Annotated in this window: 3 protein-coding genes; 1 reads left to right on the top strand and 2 read right to left on the bottom strand. The window is 73.1% G+C overall.

All coding sequences use genetic code 11. The annotated features are described in order from the left end of the window. Nucleotides 1–653, top strand: a 653-nt coding sequence (locus B7767_RS25875) for an XdhC family protein (RefSeq protein ID WP_179167288.1), incomplete at its 5' end; no start/stop codon positions are given. A gap of 14 nt (nucleotides 654–667) precedes the next feature. On the opposite strand, the gene B7767_RS25870 is transcribed toward B7767_RS25875, so the two are convergent. Together B7767_RS25870 and B7767_RS25865 are read right to left on the bottom strand one after the other, a co-directional pair. Then, nucleotides 668–1,108, bottom strand: coding sequence for an SRPBCC family protein (locus B7767_RS25870; protein WP_085574296.1), 441 nt, complete (start codon nucleotides 1,106–1,108; stop codon nucleotides 668–670). A gap of 83 nt (nucleotides 1,109–1,191) precedes the next feature. Further along, a complete protein-coding gene (locus B7767_RS25865; protein WP_085574297.1) occupies nucleotides 1,192–1,968 on the bottom strand; it encodes a polysaccharide deacetylase family protein in 777 nt (258 codons plus the stop codon). Nucleotides 1,969–2,279 lie beyond the last annotated feature (311 nt).

Below are 2,279 nucleotides of genomic sequence, written 5' to 3'. Positions count from 1 at the left end.
AGGCGGGTGCCCTCCTGGACGCCGGCCGCACCGGCACCCTGGAGACCGGAGAGCAGGGCTCGCGTTGCGGAGCACCGCTCACCCTGCTGGTCGAGTCCTCCGTGCCCCCGCCCCGGATGATCGTCTTCGGTGCGATCGACTTCGCCGCGGCGCTGGTCCGGGTGGGCAAGTTCCTCGGCCACCACGTCACGGTGTGCGACGCACGCCCCGTCTTCGCCACCAGGGCCCGCTTCCCCGAGGCCGACGAGATCGTCGTCGAGTGGCCGCACACGTACCTGGAGCGCACGTCCGTCGACGCCCGCACGGTGCTGTGCGTCCTGACCCACGACGCGAAGTTCGACGTACCGCTGCTGAAGCTGGCGCTGCGGCTGCCGGTGGCGTACGTCGGCGCCATGGGCTCCCGTCGCACCCACCTGGACCGCGCCGCGCGCCTGCGCGACGTCGGGGTGAGCGACCTCGAACTGGCCCGCCTCAGGTCACCGATCGGCCTGGACCTGGGCGCCCGCACCCCGGAGGAGACGGCGCTGTCCATCGCGGCGGAGATCGTCGCCGACCGGCGCGGCGGCAGCGGCGTGTCCCTCACCGGGGCCCACACCCCGATCCACCACGACGGCGGGCCCGGACCGGCGGGCCGGATCGGGTCGGTGGCCTGAGCGCCCCGGAGCCGTCAGGCCTGCCGCAGCAGCCGGTTCACCGCCCGTCCGAACACCCGGCGGCCCGCCCGTGCCAGTACCGCCTCGAAGGCGGAGGGCAGGAAGCGGACGCCGATGTCCTCCCGCCACACCACCCGCGCCCGGCCGCCCGGCCCCGGCCGTACCTCGATCTCCGCCCAGCCGGTGACGACCCGGCCGCGCTTCTCCAGGCGGCAGAACCCCGGGGAGCCGTCCGCCGGGGGCCGCCACACCGTCACGTCCATCGGGTCGTCGAAGGAGAGCGGGCCGAGGCCCGTGCGGGCGATGATCCTCGTGCCCTCGCCGGTGGGCGGGGCGGTGGCCACCGTCATCCGGGTCAACGGGACCGCCTCCCCGTGGCGGGGCCACGTCGTGAGTCGGCGCCAGGCCTCGTCGGGGGACAGGGGTGCCGTGCGCTGGAGCTGGAAGGTGGCCACGGGGCGATCCTAGGGAATCCGGCCCGCCCGTCGGCGAGTCCGGGTACGGGTCACCCGCCCGGCCCAGTCCCGGGATCCCGGTACTACCGGTACACCTCGCCGGGCTCCGCCTTCCCCGGGGCGAGGAGCTGGGGGACCGTGACGAACACGTAGCCCCGCTTCTTCAGCTCGGTGATGATGCCGGGGACGGCCGGGACCGTGCCGTCGTAGAGGTCGTGGAGCAGGATGACGCCGTCGCGTGAGGCGTCGGCGAGGACGCGGCGGGTGATGAGGTCGGAGTCGGTGGTCGCGTAGTCCTTCGCGGTGACGCTCCACAGCACCTCCGACAGGCCCAGCTCGCGGCTGATGTCGTGCACCGTGTCGTCGGTGCGGCCCTGCGGCGGGCGCATCAGGGTGGGACGGCGGCCGGTGAGGCGTTCTATCTCCTCGTTGGGGCGCTCGAGTTCCTCGCGTACCTCGTCCGGTTCCAGGTCCGTCAGACGGCGGTGGGTCCAGGTGTGGTTGGCCACCTCGTGCCCCTCGTCGGCCATCCGCCGGACCAGCTCCGGGTACCGCTCGATGTGCCGCCTGCCCAGCAGGAAGAAGGTCGCCGGGACCTGTTCCTCCTTCAGGATGTCCAGCAGCCGGGCGGAGTGCTCGCTGGGTCCCGCGTCGAAGGTGAGCGCGATGCACTTGACCTCGCGGCAGTCGACGGTGCCGAAACGGGCCTGGACGTCGGTGGCGCGGACGGCGCTGGGGGCGGTCGTCTCCAGCCGCGTACAGCCGCTCAGTGCCGATGTCAGAGCCGTGGCCGCGATCACGGCCGCGATCGTCCGGAACGCGGTCCCCGGTCTTTTCGTCTTCCTGGTCGAAGAAGGCATGGCCGGACTGTACACATCGTCTATACATGGTGTGCATAGTCCGTTTTGTATGCCCTCACGCAGGGGGTGGGGGAGTGTGAGAGTCGTCACCGGGTCCGGTTCGCGGGTCGTCCCGTGGGTGACTCCGCCCGGCGCCGGCCCGATGTCCGGCCGATCCGTGAGCGCCCGGGGACCGGTCCGGGCGGGGGCCTCGGACCCGCCGTCGGCCGGTTCTCGCGGCCCGTGGCCGCCCGGGCCGCCTCACCCGTCCCGGCCCGAGCGGTTGCCCGCCGTCCGGTGAGGGTGCATACAGGTGCGTACTCGTGCAAAAC

The organism is Streptomyces sp. 13-12-16 (assembly GCF_002114215.1).
Classification (GTDB): domain Bacteria; phylum Actinomycetota; class Actinomycetes; order Streptomycetales; family Streptomycetaceae; genus Streptomyces.
Note: the sequence above shows the minus strand (reverse complement) of the source record. Positions and strands in the feature narration are given on the sequence as shown.